We start from the raw sequence: 19,964 nt of genomic DNA, 5'->3' as shown, positions 1-19,964 counted from the left end.
AGTTTACTGTAACAGGGATCGACCTGAACATAGTCCAGATTAAATATGCTGATGAGCGTACTGAATGCATTAGTTTGGCACAGGCGCAAAACTTAGACTATGCCCTTGTGAGTACAACATATAGTAGCCAGGGGAAAACTGCGGATCGGGTGTTAATTTCGGCAGATTTCACTATTGGACAGGAAAGTTTTTATGTTGCTGCCAGCCGTGCAAGGCATGAATTAAAAATTTACACCGAAGATCCAACGCGATTGGTAGAGTTGGCGCAACAGTCGAAAGCCAAAGAGAATGCTTTGGAATTGCTACGAAAACAAATTCAGAAATCGACGATTGAGCAGCACCAAGCAATAACTATAAATATAAGTGCCCCTTTTGAGAAGCCAGTACTAAAACTAGAGACGACAGTATCTACTCCTTTTGTCGGGCCAATTGTGAAATCAGTCGCATCTAGCCGGACAACAAGCCATGATTCATCAATAAAAGTACCGAAAGTCTTGCCCGTCTTGAAAGAGACACCAAATTATAATACTCTTGAATCGGTTTTCTCTAAGCCAGTACTGAAATCTCCTGTCCCCACAGAACCATTCTGGACACCCAATCAGACTGAAAAAATACCTAATTTCATTGAACCAAAACACTGGCAAGAGTTTGAATCAAGTGCCATTCATCCTAATATTACAGCGTTGAACTTTGAGAGTCTTCAGTTTAACTATGCAGGTGGTGAGCATGAAGCCTGGGAACGGCTCATGGTCAGCGAAAAACTGAATCGAACAAATACAGGACGGCTAACAGATGGTTTTATAAGGGCATATTCGCATCTTGATGCTGGTGGATGGTGGTGTGATGCTGGAGTTGATGCGCGAACATTTGCTAACTTAAAGCCAGGTGAGAAACCGCCGATTAAACGATGGGGATGCTACAAGCCAAATCAACCAAGACCCAAAAAAGATGAGAATAATCAAATAATTGAAGGGAAATTCATTAAATATGAGCATCCCCCAAAAGTTGAATTAAGTATCTTCTTGCTAGATGTCCCTGACGATATAGCCGAGAGCATTTACTCCAAACACAAGGTGAACCCCAGTGATAGCGATCGCCAGTCAGGATTTTGGTACTGTGTATGGAAACATAATATCCCGTGTGCGATCGCAGAAGGAGCTAAAAAAGCAGCCAGCCTGTTGAGTCAGGGTCATGCTGCCATTGGGCTACCTGGGATTTCGGCGGGATACCGAACTCCCAAAGATGAGTTTGGTAAGAAAATTGGCAAGTCTTACCTGCATGAGGAGCTAGCGGTTTTCGCCACACCTTCTCGAGAAATCAAATTCTGCTTTGACTATGAAACCAAGCCCGAAACAAAACTCCATATCGAACGAGATATTTCCGTAACTGGAAGATTGTTACAAAAAGCTGGAGCAAGAGTAAAAGTTGTCAGCTTGCCAGGGCCAGATAAAGGTGTCGATGATTTTATAGTCGCAAGTGGGCCACTAGCTTACGAGAAATTGAGCCATGAAGCAAAGCGTTTAAGAGACTGGCAACAGCAGAATCAGCATTCAAAGGCTGCGGCTTTTGCACCACCGCCTCATCTGACACCAGAACAACGTTCTATACAACTTGAGGGAACAGGCAACAGGAAACGGGCAACAAGGAATGACAAATTGGATCTCTTACCAACACACAGGGAAGAGGAAATAGAAAAAACTGTTGCCTGTTCCCCATTGCCTGTTCCCTATCTTTTACAAAATAAACCACAGGTACAAACCCATGACATTAACCAACGACAACAACCCAACACAGATACAGTTGCTAACCGAGAAGATAGAGCAATTGACCCAGAAAATCGAGCAGTTACAAACCAACAGCCAGCAATTGACCCAGAAAATCGAGTTCTTAGAAACGAGCCAAGCCGAGAACCTAATCGAAATAAGCGCGAATCAGTCGAACTTCTTGCAGCAATTAACCGAGATGCTGAACTCGAAAAAGTCTTCGAGCATGGAGACGATATTGCAGGAATTAACCAAAGCTCTACAGATGATGGGCTTCGAGGTCAACGAACAGAGAAACTCTCAAGACAAATTAACGGACAAGATTCAACAATTTTTAATAGAGAAGCAAGTTATGTCCATTCTTCACAACAAGCCACCAGACAACTCTTAAATACAATCTCTGATTATATTGAGCAATCAGCTATCGAGTCTGCTTTAAACCAAGCAGTATTAGGATTGACAGAGCAAATTTCTCAATCTCATCAACAACTTCTTGCTGCTAAAAGTACATTCAATGACTTTGAAACAGCCTTGACTCAAGAGTTAAAATCTCATGCAGAAAAAGGAGCTATTTTATCAATCTCTGATTATATTGAGCAATCAGCTATCGAGTCTGCTTTAAACCAAGCAGTATTAGGATTGACAGAGCAACTTTCTCAATCTCATCAACAACTTCTTGCTGCTAAAAGTACATTCAATGACTTTGAAAAAGCCTTGACTCAAGAGTTACAATCTCATGCAGAGAAGAAAGCCATTCTGTCAATCTCTGATTATATTGAACAATCAGCTATCGAGTCTGCTTTAAGCCAAACAATATTAGGATTGACAGAACAACTTTCTCAGTCTCATCAACAACTTCTTGCATCTAAGACTACATTCAATGACTTTGATGAAGCGGTTACGGCTGAGTTGCAATCTCATGCACAAAACAAAGCCATTCTGTCAATCTCTGATTATATTGAGCAATCAGCTATCGAGTCTGCTTTAAACCAAACAATATTAAGCTTAACAGAGCAACTTTCTCAATCTCATCAACAACTTGTTACTGCTAAAAGTACATTCAGTGATTTTGAAACAGCCTTGACTCAAGAGTTACAATCTCATGCAGAGAAGAAAGCCATTCTGTCAATCTCTGATTATATTGAGCAATCAGCTGTCGAGTCTGCTTTAACCCAAACAATATTAAGCTTAACAGAGCAACTTTCTCGATCTCATCAGCAGTTAGTTGAAGCTCAAACTGTATTTAATGACTTTGATGAAGCGGTTACGGCTGAGTTGCAATCTCATGCACAAAACAAAGCCATTCTGTCAATCTCTGATTATGTTGAGCAATCAGCTATTGAGTCTGCTTTAAACCAAGCAGTATTAGGATTGACAGAACAACTTTCTCAATCTCATCAACAACTTGTTACTGCTAAAAGTACATTTAATGAGTTTGAAACAGCATTGACGGCTGAGTTGCAATCTCATGCAGAAAATAAAGCTATTCTGTCAATTTCTGATTATGTTGAGCAATCAGCTATCGAGTCTGCTTTAAACCAAGCAGTATTAGGATTGACAGAGCAACTTTCTCAATCTCATCAACAACTTCTTGCTGCTAAAAGTACATTCAATAAGTTTGAAATAGCATTGACGGCTGAGTTGCAATCTCATGCACAAAACAAAGCCATTCTGTCAATCTCTGATTATATTGAACAATCAGCTATCGAGTCTGCTTTGACCCAAACAATATTAGGATTAACAGAACAACTTTCTCAGTCTCATCAACAACTTGTTGCATCTAAGACTACATTCAATGACTTTGAAACAGCATTGACAACTGAGTTGCAATCTCATGTAGAGAAGAGAGCTATTTTATCCACCTCTAACTCTGTTGAGCAATCAGCTACTGAGTCAACCTTAGCTAAAACATTACTAGCAGAATTAAAGTTGCATCTCAAACAGATGATTCAGGGTTTAGATATTGAAAGATTGGCAGAAGTAGTTATGGAAGTAGGAAAATATGTCAAAGGTGAAAAGGTAACAGGAGCAAAGGTCAGCGAGTTATTTACGAGTGTTACAACTGATGCTTTAGCTTTGACTTTTGAGGAGAAAATGAACATCGTTAGGCAACTGATTAGAGATGACAAACCATCGATTCTGAAGAGATTGAAAATAAACCCTCAACAATCAGATGATAACGGGGAGCATCTACAGTTTCGACGCTAACTTATCAGTTATCAATTATCAGCTATCAGATATTTCCATTAATTCATTCATTCATAGATTAGTTGTTTACTGATAACTGTTCACTGTTTTAACTGGTATTGTTATTCCCACTATTTTTAACTGCTTACCTAAGACAAAATTTACTAGTTTCTGACCGCTCACTAAGATTATTTTGTCGGAGCGACGAATCAATTGTTTTGATAACTGTCCAGTTATGGCAGTATGCACGAAGAATCCACCACTAGCTGCTTCTCCTTCAATACAGCACAGGAAATCTTTGATGTGTTTTGGGCTAATGTAATCAGCATAACGCTTAACCTGGATTACATAAAGCTTTCCCAAAATCAACACGCGACCATCTATCCCGCCGTCACCGGTGTACCGAAAGTTGCGTTGAATTTGCCACCCCTGTTCAAAGCAGCAAGTGAGTACCAATTCCTCAAAAACGTAGGGTGATATCCTACGCAGTGTGGCGATTACTACTGGCAATTTGGCTAATTGAGTTATGCTACGAAGCTCAAGTAATACTTGACTAGCGTACTCAATATTATTCAAGTGTTTTTTAAGATTTTTAGGTAATCTAACCCTTGGTGTTCGCGCTGGGCTTGGTAGTAATTGCTTCTTAAAATTTTTAGCTAAGAAAGCCTTTTGGGTTGCTACTGGGCTTTGTCGTACAAAATTTTGAGGTGAAATGTCAGACGATTTTGTACTCTTGGGTGGTAATGGCGATTGCTTAAAACCTTGGGAGCGATACTTTGACTTTGGCGTTGAAGGTGGAAATAATACAAACAGCCAAGCTAGAAAAATTATTCCACCCAGTGCAAACAACAAACCAATGATTAGGATTAGTATCATTTTTACGCTCCCCTTTGATCATGGAACAGGGAGGCAAAGGAGAGTTCAATGTGCCAAGTTCAATCCCCTCTGCCCAATATCCCCTCAAGCTTGTGAGAAATGCGGGCTTACCTGTGCATATTTCTAAATTGTGATTCTTGTTGAAAATCCTGCTGAATTTGATGATGCATATCAACAACAGATTGAACCTTATCAAGTGCCTGTAACTGTTGGTCACTTACGTTACGTGATAAAACTCCATCAGTGAGAACAGTATCGCCGTTTTTGGCACGAACGATTACATTATCGCCAAGACGTTCAAAATCAAAAGTTGTACTTTTAAAACTCTTGGAACCATCAGGGTTATCTTTGCCCAAGATATTCAGCATTGCTTTGACACTCTGTTCAATTGCTTGACCTTTAACATCCTCAACAGCAGCCCGTAGTTCAGTTCGAGTATTATCAATGGCTGACTGAACACCCATAAGGCTTTGATCAGCCGTGTTTTTAAGACTATCTACCTGTGTACGTATCTCTTGAGTTAAGTTACCAACTTGTTGATTGAGTTGATTTCTTACACTGTCAGTCTGATATTTAACTTCATCCTTGAAGCTAGTAATTTGTTCATTAATTTGAGATTTAAGTGAAGTAATTTCCTTTCTGAGCTTCGTTACTTCGGGTGTCAGCACATCTTTAATCCGCTCAAAAACATTCTTGGCAGTTTGTTTTACCTTGTTCTCAACCGTACCCACCCAATTTTGAAGAACCGTATTTTGAACTTGTGGTAAAAACCGTTCATTTACCTGTGACAATGCTTTTTGGGTGTTTTCAATCAACTGTTGCTGCTTCTCCAAGGATTTACTCATTTCGGCAACTTGAGCAGCTAGTTGTGATAAAGATTCGGGTGAAAGCTGTTCTGATTTGATACTATCTACAAGTTTTTGTTGTTCGCTTAGTTTTTTCTGCAATACTTGCACTTGTTTTCCTAAAGCTTCTACATTGTAGATTCGCTCATTACTTACAACTTTATTTTTCTGTGATGCCGGAGCTAAACCTAATTTGTCAGTCAATACCTCTCCATTTTTAATATGGAATACTTTTTCATTACCAATTTTAATAGAAATTGCACCTTGAGAATTTTTCGGGTCAGACAGAGCTTTTTTTAAGTTCTCTACTATCGTCGGCGTTAAGAAGTTTTTAGAGGGTGATTCTCCCAATGTTCCTTGATAAACTTTCCTAGAGCTAGAGTAAATATGAATATCCTTGCTGGGATCTAATCCTTTTTCTTTAGCTTTCGCATGGATGAGTTTGAGGAGAGATTCTAAAATGTCTAGATAATCTCGCTTAATCTCTTTAGCTTCGCCATCATCAATCATTATTTTCACCTTTGAGAATTGACTGAATTAACAGTTCAGGATTAATCGCTACTTCTGGTAAAACTATTCCACCGAGTTTATTAAGAACCTGTCTACCCTCAACTTCTATGTAAGCAAATTCTCCATCAATCATTACTGTTATCGATGATGTATTTTTTTCAGCATAAGATGGGACATAATCTTTCAGAACACCATTTAACACAAAAATATTGGCATCATCTGCATCGCCGCTATAGACTTCAAGGCACTCAGGAAAATAGTTAGCATCAAAAGGCAAGTTATCCCAACTATCAGCAGTGTTTAAAATCTCACTTGGATATTTATCTGCTAGGGCTGCTATATCAGGAGGGAGTTTAGCAAGTTGTTTTCTGTCATAATCAGAGAACGGGTAAAACTTACTTGGCGACATGAATTTTCTCCAGAGAACAGGGAACAGGGAACAGAATTTATTGTTGTAGCTTTTTAATAAGAGCAATAATCATCCGGCTCTCTTCTCGTAGTAAAAAGATAATTGATTCTATGTCAGTTTGGCTACATAATCCTACTCTCTGAGATAAAATAATATGTGTTTCTAATTCGTTAAGTGAACCTTGGGCAATGTTAAGAAATCTTATATACTCAGCCGTTGATCTTCTTCCATAGCATAAGTGCTATGTTAGCTGGAATAGATGCCGCAGACCTTCTGATTTGTTGTACCATTCCATACAACTCATCTTTAGGAAAGAGTTTGGTCAAAAAATAGCATTTCTCAGCTATATCTATCCCTTTTTGCCAAATCTTTAAGTCTTTAAAATCATTAATTTCTGACATATAAACCCTTCATTTATTACTAATTTTTTCTATTCCCTGTTCCCTGTTACCTGTTCCCTTTTTCTTGCCTAAATCAGACTTGCATATTCTGATAACTGCTCTTGGTTTTCTATTAAAGGTAACAATTTTATCGCGGAGGCTCGGCGAATTTTCATTTCTTCATCTGCTGGAGTTAAGAGAGTAGATTCTTTAGATAAAAACTTTTGAAACTCGTACCAAGCTTTCACACTGTCAGCTTCAGATTGGATTTCATGCTGAGGAATCTTAATTGATTCCAAGATTGGCAAACTTATTTGACCACGAGAACGAAAACCGGGACTAATAATTACTGCTTTTCCCGATGGTAAGGTGTTAAATTGATTGACATCAAATAACTTGCGAGTACTGTTTTGGTCAGAATTAGAAATGCTTGCACCACCCTTGCCTCCTGATGAGCGAGAACGTTGCTTGTATTTAATTTCCTCTTCACCTAAAAACTTACTAAATCGTTCGGCGGCGACATCATCTTGGGGGTTAAAGAATGCTTTGGTAGCACAACCACCAAAGATGGCATTAGTTGTGTTTTCACCATAGGATTCAATCAGCATTGAGAGATTTTGTAATCCCAGTATTGATACCAATCCATCTTCCCGATTCTGATTCAGCCAATCAACCAGTGCTGGTAAATAAAGAGTAGGTAATTCGTCAATCCCTAATACCAAAGGACAAGTACGTTTGTTAGCTACATTCCGACTCACTAATAGATGCAGAATCGAGACTAGCAAGGGTGCAATTACATCACGCTTCTCTTTGTTCATCCCGAAAATCACCATCTGCCGCCCCTTCAAATCCAAAGGAATGTTAGTCTGACCACAGAAGGCAGCCAAGGCCGAGGGAACCATGAATCGGCTGAACAATCCGCTAGCTGTACCCACAATACTAGCCGCTGTTTCTGGCGACCCTGCAACAGATACAAACTGTGCGAAAGCCTCTCTAACCATGAAGTTTAGTTCGGCGGCTTGCTCAATGCGCTTAACTAACTTTGGCAAACCCAGGATTGCTTGGCACATCATGATATCTGGATACTCTGTGCCCTTCGCCAGCATAAAGACGGCTTGGACTAACTGATCGCCAGCGTTGGTAAAGAAGCTATTTCCAGAGTCTTTATCACCGAGTTGGAAATTGCGATTGAGTGTAATTGCAAGTTGCCGCGCCATCTCTGAGTCTTCATTGCTACGAAGAAAGTCGATAGGGTTAGCAACAGCTGATTCTGGAAAGCCTGGAGCAAGCACAGTAACCTGATAACCGCGTTCTATCGCATACCCTGCAAGTATTGGAGCTTGCCCTTTAGATGGAGAATCAGCTGATTCCTGGGAGGCGTATTTGAAATCATATAAAGCCAGAGGTAAGCCCTGATCAATTGCAGAGCGAATCAGGGGATTAATCATTGAAAATGACTTTCCACTCCCTGGGCCACCACAAACTAGGATGCCTCGCTGTGCCTCTGGAAAATAAAGGGTTGTTGAATCTTCAGGGATACAAGTTCTACGGACACCATTAATAACCTCGCTCGTTGTATTCTTGGGAGTTCCCACATACAGCGATACTCGGTTATGCAAGCGTTGCTGGATTTGTTTACACGCCAACTGACGAGCCGCTGTTTTCTCTGTTGTCCCGCCCCACCGCGCTGTCGCTAGCTTGGCAATACCTCCCCTACTATCGATGATTTTGGCGATTACGATCACCGCACCACAGGCGAGTACCCCTAAACCTGCGGGGGAAAACAGAGCCGATTCAATACCTGGGGGAATAAATTGATTTGGCTTAACCTCTGTCTTAGGAGTCCCTCTCATCGTCCAGTGCCCACGATAACCAAATCATTCTCACTCACGGGCAACCAGGGAACTGGCCCAATGAAGTAAGGGGTGCAAGTTTTCTGCTGAAATGGCGGTCGCGCACAGATCCTAAAGAATAAGCCAAAGTCGGCAGTCCCAAGGGATTCATTAACTCCAGTTAGCGCCACTTTGAACCCACTACCATACACTAGCCGCCCCGTGGGTTCCTTGCCCCCATTCACGGCGGCAAGAATTCCATAACCGCCCTTAACTTGCTGAGATGAGCCAGATGCCCAGCGCTTGCCATATAAGCCCCCTTGTTCGCCAGCAAAATCCCCCATCTCTAAGTATGAGCATTCAATGCTTGGAGGACAGGCGACCTCTTCAGTGCGGTCGCCTCTGACAACGCTGCCAGACACAAAGTAATTATTCCCAGCCCTTCTGTCGCCCTTTTCTGCCGTACCAAGTACAACAGATGCGATACCCACAACACCAATGCCAGAGCTAATAGGCTGAGGCATTTTATCAAAGGGAACTTGACTTAATTTAGGAATTTGATTGACATAAGCTTGCTGCCATGATTTAAACTTTCCTAATTGAGTTTTGTCCAACCCAGGAATTGAATCAAGCGAATATTTGCTTAGGTCAATCTTATCTAGTGTCAGGTTTGCGGCTTGAGGATTTGAGGCTATGGCTTGAGAAATAGTGCTGCTACCCAGTCCAGCACCATTCTTAGAAAATAGAGCCGCTAATGGGGGAACTTCTGATAGGCTCAAATTGCTTAATTCAGGCATTGCTTTAACTAATGTTTTTGGCGTTTGCCATTGCATTAATCCAAAGTCTTTGAGAGTGGGTTTGGTGGTTGTGGCTGTAGTGGGCAAAGCCACCGTACTAATGGACTTTAAGCTCAATAGAGACATCTTAAAAGCATCATCGGCATCGCCCAGCATCACAACAGAATCTACTTTTTGCCCTGCTGTCCACGAACGCGAGGGATCGTATCCAAAAGTCGAAATCAGGTTTTTAGGTATCTTTAAAAATCCTGGCTGCTGAACGGGTGGCAAAGTATCCCATGTGATTTTTGACCAGTCGGGGGCAGCAGTTTTGTAATTCCCTTGGGAATGCTCAATTGTCGGGGTAGTTCTCGGTGTCTCTGCGATTGAGGCGGAAAGTGGAACCAGGGAGGCGAAAGCAGTCAGTAGAAAGAGTTTAAACTTCATGATTTTAACAACAGTAAGAGTTAATAACTAGGCTGTTACGGAAAGTATCAACAATTCATTTCCCCACCTACACAAATAGAGAAACTTGTCTAGTTTTTTGCGAAAAACTTTTAATAATTCACTCACAATCGTCCCCATTCAAGTAATTGATGAAAAGTGGTTTTATCGACCTGAGAAAGCGAAATTGCCTCATCTATAGTCTTGCCACGCCGTAACAATTTAATTGCATCTTGTACCTTGTTCCAGGTGGTAGATCCGGGTTTAACTTGACCTTTCCGCCCCGCCTCTGCTAGCCCAAAAACGAGAGCATTGGCATCGTTCCTCTGAATCGCACCATTTAGCGTAGTCCCAGGATTGGGGCGTAAAACGGCAACAGGCTGAGGCGGGGGGACTTTTATTGTTTGTGGTGGCGGCGAGGGCTGCGGGAAGTCTGACGGCGCTGATTGCGGCTTTTGAACTGTTAGAGGAAGTGGCGTTCGCGGACGCGTAATTGGCAATGGGCGCTCCGAATCCGATTTAATCACCAAGCTTGTATAGGCTGGGTTGCCAGTAGCAGGGACTATCTTAAATTGATATTGTTTTTCATTGGTAAGTACTGTAATTTGAGTGCTTCCATTGCTACTAGAGGTAACAGGGAAGTTGATCGGGTCAATCTGGCGAAGGAAAATTACAGTCGCTTTGCCTCCTGTGCAGTCAGAATCGCCGCCTGATGACGGGCATAAAGCACCATTTGAAGTAAAGGCGAAGCGACTTGGATCGCCTATCCAAACTTGCTTGATAGTTTCCCCTGTAGACATCAAATTAATAGTTAGCCCGTAGCCCTTCCACACTTTTAATTCGATGGCATTGGAGTTTGCGTCGTTCTGGTAAACCGTTCGGGCAGCTATCGCCGTTGCTTTTGCCGCGCTAGTTAAGATTAAAAATGCTGCAATAATAGTGGTTTTCTTTAACATTTATATCCTCAGTTACCGTAACGTTATTCTGACTAGAGCGATATTGTTTGATTGATGAATATTTGAACTGACTTGCCAGCATCGATCACAAATACTTCTTCTCTACCGCTTAACTGTTGAGAACGGGCGACATTTGAGCTTTTGATATTGTCGAGAATGCTATTAAATGCACCCTCTCCAAAAGCGGCGGATAAATCTTTTTGCTCGTTGGTAGTGGAGCTAGTAGAGAAGCCATTAGAGTTCGTACTAACTTGAGTTACAGGGCTATTCTGTACCTGGGCAGCCTTCGCAACTCCCGCGACGATCGCAGAAATGAAATTGTTACCCAGGTTGCTACCTCTGCGAGACTCTGCTTTTAAGAAACCACCATCCTTGCCCATTATCAGAACGGCATTTTCTGGGAGTTGCTTTTCTTGCGTATCGCCGTTTATATTGACCAATACTGAAACACCGCGCAGCTTGGCGAAACCCGAACCATTGGACTCTGCTAGTTGAACAACCAGATAAGCGCCCACGGGTAGTACGTCCCTACCATCTGAGGCTTTTAAGGGTTTTGTTAGTTTCACCAAGTAATTCTGGTTGCCAGCGTCACCAGTGCCCCAAGCGATCGGCGTTTCTAGCCTCCCCTCTGCGGTGCTGCCAACAAGTACGCGAAGAGCGTTGTAATTAATGGTAGTGTTCTGGGCGACTTGTGTAGCTCCTCCCGTACCTCCTTCAATTCCATTAATCTTGATGGGTTTTTCGCTATCTGATTCATCGACTGAACTCCTGAAACTGCCAGCGTTTGCAGCGAGAAGCCATTGCTGAGTGGGGTCTTTGGTGGGGGCGTTGGTTGCAGCCGTTGGTAACGCCAAAGGAGATTGTCTGATCGGCTGGGCAATTTTGGGCTGGGGTTGCGATCCTCTAGCCTGGGGGAAAGTTCTCGGCAAAGCTGGCTGACTGGCGACTGGGTAAGAACGTTGTCCGCGCTGCACTGGTTGCATCGGAGGGGTAACGGGTGCGATTGGGGCTGGGGCTAAGGTTGCGCTAGGGGTAGGCGTTGGGCTAGGCAAGCGATCGCGAATCTGCTTTAACTCGTAATTTTGGCTAGTCAGAGCAAGCGCTGTTTTATCCTTGCCCGTCTCATTTTCCGGCTCTGCTAGGGGCGTTTGCTCTTCTGTAGGCGGTTGCACAATGCCCTTAGAAAACTTCAGCACATTCATTGAGTTGCCTAGCATTGCCCCAATGAGCGCCACGAAGATAAAGCAAATTAGGGCAACAACGCCCATTTTTAAGAGTGGAGATTGCGAGACTGTTCGAGCAGTAACAATTTCTTCTGGAGCGGGGTTTTCTTCTCTTTGATCTGAATCATTAATCGAAGAGGTTTTAGCCCCGTTCATCGCGGCAAAATCTTGCGACTCTATCTCAATAGTTGCCTCTGGCAAAGGCTCTTGCTGTTTCTTTTTCATAAGTCTAAATCTTGGATTTTGTAAATTTCCAACCCCGCTTTACGAACCCTTGATGCGGTTTCTTGAACATCGGACGCAAATCTAGGCAGGGCAGCCGTATCAATCGCCCTGACAAATACAGTTTTGTTAAAAGCGATGGGCTTGCCAACTAAATTACTGCCTTGAAAAACAACAATCTCTGCAACCATATCTACTTTCCATTGCCCATCCTTAATCCGAGTTGGCTGACTGATTAGGCTGACTTTTAGGATTGATTGCGTAGACCCATTAAAGACATCGGGCGGCGTCAAATTACTTATCTCCTCAAGGAATGGTGCGCGAAAATCTTCTGACAACGCAAAACCTGAAGCCCATACACTAGTAGTAATCTTGCCTTTTGATGTTGATACCCCAGGATCTAACTTTAATTGTTTGGTCGGGTCTATCTTGTAATCATCGCTTGGCTTTGGTAGAGCATTCCAACTCAAGAGCTTGGTCATTGTTTGCCCGATAAAATACGTAATAGCTTGCGGCGATCGCTCCAAGCTACCTATAGGAAGAACTCTGATAGATTCGCCGTCAGACAATTCTACCAAGGTCGAAGCTTTCGTTTTAGAAATTGTTGCTATCCGAGCAAAATTGACAATTTCTATGAATAATAAAAGCGTTAATAAAATAGCATTGACTATTAAGAAAATTGGGGTAAAGTTTAACTCTTTTCTCTCTAATAATTTCATCTTCGTAACCCCACCGAGAATTTAACCCCACTAGTGAAAGCTGAAAATACAGCCATTCCGCCACCAGTACCTATGGCTACTGCAAGCAATGGCGAGAAAATGGCTTGCAAAAGTTGCAATAATAAAGGATTGCTAGAAGGCTTGGAGACTATTGCGCTGGCAATAATGCCTACTGTTATCGAGTAGGAAATGAGAACTAATGTTAGTCCTAACCAGCCAGCCAGCCAAGCATAGATAGGCTTGCTTTGGAAGGGCAGCAAAGATAGAACTAGGAAGATTGGGGCGGCGAATGCAATCATTAAGAATGACAGTTGGACGATGTATTGAAAAGCTGCCGATACCCCACTGAGAATTACGTAAACAAAGCCTTGAACTGCACTATTGATTAGTTCGCCACTAAGGTCTAAGGGGTTCCAACTTCCTCCTCCAGAACCCGCGCCAGTCTTTTCTCTAGCTTTCTGCGCGTCTTTTCGCGTATTCTCCACAGCTTTTTTAATGCAAGCTTGCTTCTGGCTTAATTCTTCACCTTCCTTCTTCTCTTCACTTAGTTTTTCGCAACTAGCTAAGGCTATCTGCGCGGCTAAAACAAAGCTTTGGTCAGCGTTTACATTCCGTATGGCATCTCTCAAATTGACCCCATTTCTGGTAATATTTAAAATGCTCCTGTTTAGTCCGGTCGATACGTTTTTTAATGCGACTGTTGTATTGGCGAGAAGGAACCCATTATTACTAAGCATTACAATTACTAGCAACGGTAAAACCATCTCAGATATAAAATCAAAACCAAACCCTTCTTCTGCAAACTTCCTGTACCAGCCGAATGAGGCAAAGCCAATCATCACAACAGCCGTGAGAGTAGAAACAGCGACAACAGCCGTATAAATTGGGCTTATTCCAGATGCTAATTCCAACCAATCATTCTCAAACGATTTATAGATTATGTCTGCGCCTTCGATAGCGCCTTCGACTATTTCACCTGAGTTTGTAGTACCCGTATTTTCCCCGGCTTGCTGTCCTGTAGTTTGAGCAAAAAGAATAGTTAAGAGCGCTATCATCTCAGTTACCGTAACGTTATTGAAACAGAATTCAGGAGTCAGGAGCCAGAATTCAGAATGAATTTTGAACTTCATAGTGGATGAATCCAGGGCGTTTTTGCACCCCCACTAAATCTTTTATTTAGTGGTCAACAAGACAGTGGCGGGTCTGAATCCCCCACTGATTCATTCTGACTCCTGAATTCTGACTTCTGAATTCTTCTTCAAGTTGACTTGATTATTGATTCTTCCAGAAGGAATCGTTAGCGGCGGCAGATTGAATGATTTGCCGAGTAGCGGCATTAGATTCCTGATCCTTCGCTGCCGCTTGCTCATCCATGCGACTAGAAATATCAGCAAGATTGATATTTGTAACAGCCAAGGAACGAGATTGTTTTTGCGCTTCTGCATGGATAGATTTGGCAATTACAACACTTTGTAAGTTTTGAATAGCGACCTTTTTGAGAATGTCTTGGGTAATGACATCATCCTGCGCGGCAGCAGCATTTTCGCTTGATTGGGCAGTGGCATCATTAGTTATTGCTGCCTCTTGCGATTGCACTCGTTGACCCTCAACTCCTAGTACTGATTCTGACTGACCGCGTGTATATTGCTGGTTCCAATCCTTAATAGCATTGTCGGCTTGAATGCGAGGGTCTAATATCAGCAACGCGCCTTCTTGTTTCTCAATCACTTTCTCGATATTCTTGCCAGCTTTTAGGGGATCGGGAATACCCAAATCACCAATACTAGATTCAATTGCCTGATTTAATTCAGCTTCTAACTTGCCCAAACTTTTAGTAAATTCTTTCTGATAATTACTAATGTAAGTCTGCAAGCTGCTATAGATTTGTTGGAATTGAGTTAAGAAAGATTGGTTTTGACTAGCTTGAGCATTGGCAGGGAGGCTAGAAAAGGATATCAAAATTGCTGCGCCTGAGATTACGATCAATCGGTTGGTATTCAAGATACAAGTCCTCCAGGTCTACTACAAAGGGTTTTTTAGTGCAGAGAGATTTTACAGTGGCCTGTTTTTTGGGTAAATCAAAAGAAACAACATCAGCCATTAACGTTTTAGGTGATTCTTCCTTATTTAATAAACTGGTAAAGAACGGATCATCGATAGGGTTAGCATTAGGCGGAAGGGTAGAAGCAGGGGATTGAAAAAGCATAACGTAATGTCCTGGGCTGGCGGATTCAGAGCCAATCCCCGGTTGCCTTAGCTCACGTAGTCGTTTATTTTGATACTTCAATGCCCTCAAACTAGGACTGTTTTTAACTGCGTTTTCGCCCAATTCCAAATACACGCCGCAGTCGTTCTTCGCATGAATAATAAATTTTGCGTATTGAGCTTGATTGTATTGCCAAACCTGGAAGCCTCCTATTGACACGACACCTGCTAGTATTGCCACCAATAGCTTCGTATGAATGACTGATGATAGAACCTTCATAATGGTTTTCCCTGTTTGATACACTCGACATAATATTTAGAAAATTCTGCCACCCATGTGAACTTGTCGCTGTGAATTTTCTTGAATTTATCTCGCGTGGCTTGTTCTTCTCTGCTATTGGCAACCAATGCCAACAGTGGATACGAGGGATAATAGCGGCAGCGCACATACTTGTTGTTATAGTCGAGCAACCACAACGTATATAGCTGCTGAATATTGGGGACAAAGCTTTCGTTTTTATCGATAATTTCTCTAGGGATGCCCAGCAACTCAGAGAAACTATTAGCCGCGCCTGGGACAATACGCCCAATCAACCGTAATGGCATATTTTGTAATATTTGTTCTCCCGCTGAGGATTTGGCGATAGAGATAACGTCCTGCGCTGCCAGAAACACCCGGCAGCCTTGCTTTCGAGCCGTAGCGCATTTACGACCCGCAAGCCGCGACAATGCGGAAAATCCCAGCAATACGCTAGCCTCATCCATAAAGAACACGCTGTTGGGCGAGGAGAGGGATTGACGGGACGCGGCGATATATGCACTCATCCCGAACACTTCTGCATCCTTTCCTGATTGCAGATTAGTCAGTGCAAAGGTAATCAACTGGCTATCTGCCTGGAAGGTTGAAGGCTTACAGATAGCGCTACCGATACTACTAGCTTGCCAGTACTGTAACCGCAAGCGGATGTAATTAAGTGCTTTTTCTACATTGTCGTCCTGATAGCCTAAATAAATATACGCAAGCGAGAAGAATTTCTCCATATCTGCTAATGTCGGGGTATTCGCCCATTCTGGGGTGTTTATCCCTGCTTTTCGTGCTAATTCAAATCGCTCTTGGATTTCAGCATCTTCGTAAAAGGCTTTTGTGCCTAGAGGTATAACAGACTCGATAGTTTGTGATAGCAACCCATCAAACTTTTGCGTCCCTAAAACTAATTGAAGCACGATTAAATTAATATCATTCCGATGGGCTTTTGTTCTTTCCTCCCACTGCGACTCAGGAAGCTTTGATAGGTCTAGCGGTTGTACAAGGTTGTTTGATTCCTTAGAGATATCAAAATAAAACCCATTAAAGTAGGGCGTGAAATCTCCAAAGGTTCCTGAACCATCATCATTGGGCAAGTCAATCATTAATACTGACATTCCCAACGCCAAGCATTGATAAATAATAGAGGCAATTATTACCGATTTCCCACTCCCGGTAGTGCCGATTACCATCATGTTTTTCGGCTTTGATAGGTCAATGTGAACCGAGGATTGACCTTCGTCAGCAACTAATTCAAAACCTTGTTTATCACCGTGCGCTGTTTGAATGACTGGCGTTAAACCAATTACTTCACTGGCAAAGAAAGTGGCACGTCTGTTGAAAGGAAAAGTCAGCTGCGGCCGCTGTCTCAACAGCAAACTGTCAAGCCAGATTGACCATGTATATTGCATTTCCCTAATCAACTCAGCCGGTTGATTGATATACCCTGAAATCAGCCTGCAAGCGTCGTCGATTTCGGAAGGAGAATTGCGATAAACAAGGATTATGACAGCTACATTTTCCGGGACATCACCCGTGTAAAGCTGCTTCTGAGCATCGACTGACCGCTCCGTATTAATTTGCGCTCCTACGTCAATAGTCTTTTTGCTGGCGATCGCCTCGGCATTTATTGACCGCCTCGTAATCAATTGTTGGGTAAGCCTAATCATTTTTTGATCGGCTGGGCTAATCTCTGTTATTATCTCGACATCATAAATAACCTCGCGTGAGAATACGTCCCATAAAAAGCGTACTTGCTGATAGGTTGAAGCAAATACCTCTGGTTTTTGGGCAAGCGTCATCACGCCGATATATTTCTTTTTGTCAGTACTCTGGTGGGGCAAACATACCCAGCGCCTATCAGCGTGAGGTATGCCGTTATTCAGAAGTACGGATGTAGCGTGTAATTGATCGTTATACCGCGATGGGTTGGGCGCGGCTTCGCTAAATTCCTCCCTTAATTCACCAGTATCATAAACCAAGGTATGGGGCACTTTTACAGCCTTCGCACCCATTCTATCAACTAGGTCGTCCCACAATTGCTTGTCTGATTTTGGCGAGGGGAACAAGCCCATCTCAGATAGTATTTGTTGATGCCGCAAAGAGACTATTATCGCTTTTTCAAGAACTTGAATTAAGTTTTGAAGAGTGAGTTCGGTTGCTCCTGTTGGGGTGAATTTGCGCTGTAAAAAGTTCGCCAGCTTAACTATCGCTCTATCTACCGCGTCACCACCTTCGGTTCCTCCTGGGCGGACAGTGAAAGTCGTGTAAATACTGAGCTTAATATCCTTGCGCTGATGGTTACGTGTGAGTTCCTGCATTCGGGCAACCTGCCCCCAATCAAGAAACTCACTCTCAGGAGATACAGGGCTAGCTAGCCTCTGACGATAGTCTTCAATTACTTTGTCTTCGTCGCAAAACGAAGACCAACGAAATGTGAATTTCTCACCCTCGGAGAAATCTTTACAGCCGTTCTCAAAAGCCTTGGCAATTCCCTCTAGTCTCTCTGATGAATTAAACAGTGGGTGAAAGCCAGTGCATTCATATCCGAATACTAATTGCAGGGTGTTATTAGTGTCGCTTACTTGTTTTTTACTCAACAAGTAAGCTCCGATTTGATAGTTCTCCTTTTTTAATTTTACTAAGGTTGCTAAGTCTAAAAAGTCTTCAAAGGGAACTATTTTTTGATTACGAATGCTGCTTTTTACCATAGCTTAGGCATTTTCTTGAAACCCGCCCTTTTTTTGTTTTGGGGCGAAGTATATCTGATATAGCCGCGTGTGAAAGTTGGAACGCTTGGGAACACTCTTGACCAGAACAAGTAAGGACGCTTCCCAGATAAAACTATCACCGTGGCACTCAACCAAACCCCAGCCAGCAGTCCCCAAACTATTCCCGCCCCAAACATAATCGCTATGATGAAGCCCACGCCAAACATAAATAAGGCGACTGCAAACTGAAAGCCAGTAAAAATGCCTATTGTTGCATTTTGACCAAGTGACTGATTCACCCGTTTCATGGGCGATTTATTAGACTCGCTCATCACTAACAAGCGGCTGTAACGCCGTTAAATAAGATACTTTGAGCAATCCAAAGCACCAGGATTATGAAAAACACGCCTACGGGCTGTTGAACCATCTGCGTTACTTCCTGTCCTTCACCAATGCCGTTGGCAACCTTAAGCCCAGAAGCTACAAAGTATACAAACAAAAGTACTGTGATGGTTGCATTGATCACTGCCGGAAGTGCTTGAATGGCAGCCGCGCCGCCAGCCGCACCACCACCAATACCGCCAGCGCCGCCGAACATACAAGTCATTGCCACCTGGGCCGAATCGAACAAGCCCCACCCATAAGAGGGCATTGACTGCATGACAATGATTGTCGCCGTACCGGCAGCGTTTATGTGATGCTGATACTTGCGCCCAATCGCTGCGAGTGTCTTAGCAAGAACTTGAGATTGTGTTCTTCGCACAGAATTGTTGGATGCCAAGGCAATTACTCCTTTTTTCATTGTTCTAGGAAAAATCTAAAAATCACCTTGTTGGAAGCAACAAAAAATCTACTTCCAACTTCCCACTTCTGACTTGTTTAATGCTCGTTGTTGAAATTCAATTTCTATGTCAGCTAAAGTATGTTCCCTAGCTAGTGAGCGAATTTCCTGAAGTACTGTAATGTGACACTCGTATAGCTTTGCATAGCCATCTAGACCACCTGTTTTTTTGTTGGTGAATTTCTGGAACTCTGGCAAGTACTTCCGAGCTATGTTCAAGTATGCTTGTAGTTGTCTTGCAGAAACCTTTGGCTTTAACATCGCCGCAACTTCTGGTCTTGTTAGTTCTTCATTTTGCCAGGTAAACCTCCCTATCCCCATGACTCTGAGAACTTCTTGGAACTTCTAACTATACATAAAATACCCGCCTTTTTCGTGGCGGGTAATTGGCATTTGCAAAAATAGAGAAAATTATGCGGCGCTGTTCGGAGTATTAGCCGGAGAGTGGTTCTTGTTTACAAAACACAAAAGCCTTTCGCCTTTAAAGTATCTGCCTTCTTCAATTGGTCAGCTATTTTCGGTAATTTCTTTACCCAGTAAGCATTTCAGAAATCAGATGTCTTTGTCCTGGAACTTTACCTTGATTTATCCATTTTTCATCTAACAGGGCGCAAAGTTGGTAGACGACAAAATGGGGATTTCGTTTCGCTTTTCCTTCTAGACCCCAGCTCCGAACAGTAAAATCTGCGTATCCTAAAATGCGTGAAAGTTCGGGGTCTGACTTTTCACGGGATGTGGGAAGGGGAGTTTGGTTCGCGAAT

19 protein-coding genes are annotated in these 19,964 nt (G+C 42.7%); 1 reads left to right on the top strand and 18 read right to left on the bottom strand.

Annotation, left to right across the window (positions count from 1 at the left end; genetic code table 11):
• Nucleotides 1-3,971 (top strand): DUF3854 domain-containing protein (locus tag H6G92_RS34745; protein ID WP_190900944.1); only part of this gene is annotated, 3,971 nt, incomplete at its 5' end.
• Between the two features lie 66 nt (nucleotides 3,972-4,037).
• Here H6G92_RS34745 and H6G92_RS34740 read toward each other — a convergent pair.
• From H6G92_RS34740 to H6G92_RS39115, 18 genes are all read right to left on the bottom strand, one after another.
• Nucleotides 4,038-4,826 carry a restriction endonuclease gene (locus H6G92_RS34740; RefSeq protein WP_190900942.1) on the bottom strand — a complete coding sequence of 263 codons (789 nt, stop codon included), beginning with the start codon at nucleotides 4,824-4,826 and terminating at the stop codon, nucleotides 4,038-4,040.
• Between the two features lie 107 nt (nucleotides 4,827-4,933).
• Entirely contained in the window at nucleotides 4,934-6,181 is a 1,248-nt protein-coding gene (locus tag H6G92_RS34735) for a hypothetical protein (RefSeq protein ID WP_190900940.1), read from the bottom strand.
• Nucleotides 6,174-6,590, bottom strand: a complete 417-nt coding sequence (locus tag H6G92_RS34730) for a hypothetical protein (RefSeq protein ID WP_190900938.1) — start codon at nucleotides 6,588-6,590, stop codon at nucleotides 6,174-6,176. Before H6G92_RS34730 ends, H6G92_RS34735 begins: the two co-directional genes overlap by 8 nt.
• Nucleotides 6,591-6,627: 37 nt before the next feature.
• A complete protein-coding gene (locus tag H6G92_RS40640) occupies nucleotides 6,628-6,780 on the bottom strand; it encodes a four helix bundle protein (RefSeq protein ID WP_313890042.1) in 153 nt (50 codons plus the stop codon).
• Between the two features lie 19 nt (nucleotides 6,781-6,799).
• The gene (locus H6G92_RS40635) at nucleotides 6,800-6,991 is read right to left on the bottom strand and encodes a four helix bundle protein (protein ID WP_277926829.1); all 192 of its coding nucleotides are present in this window, start codon (nucleotides 6,989-6,991) and stop codon (nucleotides 6,800-6,802) included.
• A 68-nt stretch (nucleotides 6,992-7,059) separates the two neighbouring features.
• On the bottom strand, nucleotides 7,060-8,823 hold the full coding sequence (locus H6G92_RS34720; protein ID WP_190900936.1) for a type IV secretory system conjugative DNA transfer family protein: 1,764 nt from the start codon (nucleotides 8,821-8,823) through the stop codon (nucleotides 7,060-7,062).
• Entirely contained in the window at nucleotides 8,820-10,025 is a 1,206-nt protein-coding gene (locus tag H6G92_RS34715; RefSeq protein ID WP_190900934.1) for a hypothetical protein, read from the bottom strand. Before H6G92_RS34715 ends, H6G92_RS34720 begins: the two co-directional genes overlap by 4 nt.
• Nucleotides 10,026-10,147: 122 nt before the next feature.
• On the bottom strand, nucleotides 10,148-10,978 hold the full coding sequence (locus H6G92_RS34710) for a hypothetical protein (protein ID WP_190900932.1): 831 nt from the start codon (nucleotides 10,976-10,978) through the stop codon (nucleotides 10,148-10,150).
• 32 nt (nucleotides 10,979-11,010) lie between these two features.
• Nucleotides 11,011-12,426 (bottom strand): hypothetical protein, encoded by a 1,416-nt coding sequence (locus H6G92_RS34705; protein ID WP_190900930.1) that lies wholly within the window; start codon nucleotides 12,424-12,426, stop codon nucleotides 11,011-11,013.
• Nucleotides 12,423-13,142 (bottom strand): hypothetical protein, encoded by a 720-nt coding sequence (locus H6G92_RS34700; protein WP_190900928.1) that lies wholly within the window; start codon nucleotides 13,140-13,142, stop codon nucleotides 12,423-12,425. The genes H6G92_RS34705 and H6G92_RS34700 overlap by 4 nt, the downstream gene beginning before the upstream one ends.
• Entirely contained in the window at nucleotides 13,139-14,197 is a 1,059-nt protein-coding gene (locus H6G92_RS34695; RefSeq protein ID WP_190900948.1) for a hypothetical protein, read from the bottom strand. The genes H6G92_RS34700 and H6G92_RS34695 overlap by 4 nt, the downstream gene beginning before the upstream one ends.
• Before the next feature lie 217 nt (nucleotides 14,198-14,414).
• Nucleotides 14,415-15,143 (bottom strand): hypothetical protein, encoded by a 729-nt coding sequence (locus tag H6G92_RS34690; protein WP_242059440.1) that lies wholly within the window; start codon nucleotides 15,141-15,143, stop codon nucleotides 14,415-14,417.
• Nucleotides 15,085-15,627, bottom strand: a complete 543-nt coding sequence (locus H6G92_RS34685; RefSeq protein WP_190900927.1) for a hypothetical protein — start codon at nucleotides 15,625-15,627, stop codon at nucleotides 15,085-15,087. The genes H6G92_RS34690 and H6G92_RS34685 overlap by 59 nt, the downstream gene beginning before the upstream one ends.
• Entirely contained in the window at nucleotides 15,624-18,362 is a 2,739-nt protein-coding gene (locus H6G92_RS34680; protein WP_190900925.1) for an AAA family ATPase, read from the bottom strand. Before H6G92_RS34680 ends, H6G92_RS34685 begins: the two co-directional genes overlap by 4 nt.
• Nucleotides 18,356-18,694: a hypothetical protein gene (locus H6G92_RS34675; RefSeq protein WP_190900923.1), complete on the bottom strand. Its 339-nt coding sequence runs from the start codon at nucleotides 18,692-18,694 to the stop codon at nucleotides 18,356-18,358. Before H6G92_RS34675 ends, H6G92_RS34680 begins: the two co-directional genes overlap by 7 nt.
• 2 nt (nucleotides 18,695-18,696) lie before the next feature.
• Entirely contained in the window at nucleotides 18,697-19,143 is a 447-nt protein-coding gene (locus tag H6G92_RS34670; RefSeq protein WP_242059439.1) for a hypothetical protein, read from the bottom strand.
• A gap of 69 nt (nucleotides 19,144-19,212) precedes the next feature.
• A complete protein-coding gene (locus H6G92_RS34665) occupies nucleotides 19,213-19,524 on the bottom strand; it encodes a hypothetical protein (protein WP_190900919.1) in 312 nt (103 codons plus the stop codon).
• Between the two features lie 208 nt (nucleotides 19,525-19,732).
• Nucleotides 19,733-19,964: hypothetical protein (locus tag H6G92_RS39115; protein ID WP_206758851.1), on the bottom strand; the 232-nt coding region annotated here is incomplete at its 5' end.

The organism is Nostoc foliaceum FACHB-393 (genome assembly GCF_014698505.1).
Lineage (GTDB): Bacteria > Cyanobacteriota > Cyanobacteriia > Cyanobacteriales > Nostocaceae > Nostoc > Nostoc foliaceum_A.
The sequence above is the reverse complement of the archived record's forward strand: the minus strand, read 5'-3'. Positions and strand labels throughout refer to the sequence as shown.